1 protein-coding gene is annotated in these 430 nt (G+C 51.4%); it reads left to right on the top strand.

Annotated elements, in window-relative coordinates; genetic code table 11:
- Nucleotides 1-343, top strand: a 343-nt coding sequence (locus UF06_RS18890; RefSeq protein ID WP_045571810.1) for an FGGY-family carbohydrate kinase, incomplete at its 5' end; no start/stop codon positions are given.
- Nucleotides 344-430: the final 87 nt, after the last annotated feature.

The raw sequence follows: 430 nt of genomic DNA, 5'->3' as shown, positions 1-430 counted from the left end.
AGATGTCACTGTCGAACGCGTCATCGCCATTGGTGGCATTGCGCAAAAATCCCCTTACGTGATGCAAATGTGCGCCGATGTGATTGGTCGCGACATCATCGTGGTCGAATCAGATCAATGTTGCGCATTGGGGGCCGCGATTTTTGCAGCCGTCGCAGCTGGCGTTTACCCGACGACCAAATCAGCACAAGCCGTGATGGCAAGTCCTGTTCGTCAAACCTACTCACCAACACCAAAAGTGCAAACATTACGAGCACAGCGTTACGCGACGTATCGCGAACTTGGGCAACACATGGAGCAGATTGCGGAGTTTCACCAATCGCAGGAGCGTGAAGATGTCTGAACAAATCGTCTGGAATGATGCGGACTCATTGGTCGAACGAATCAAAACGCTGCGTCACCAAGTCTGGCAAGCCAATATGGATTTACA

This window comes from Vibrio sp. S234-5 (assembly GCF_000960595.1).
Classification (GTDB): Bacteria; Pseudomonadota; Gammaproteobacteria; order Enterobacterales; family Vibrionaceae; genus Vibrio.
The sequence above is the reverse complement of the archived record's forward strand: the minus strand, read 5'-3'. Positions and strand labels throughout refer to the sequence as shown.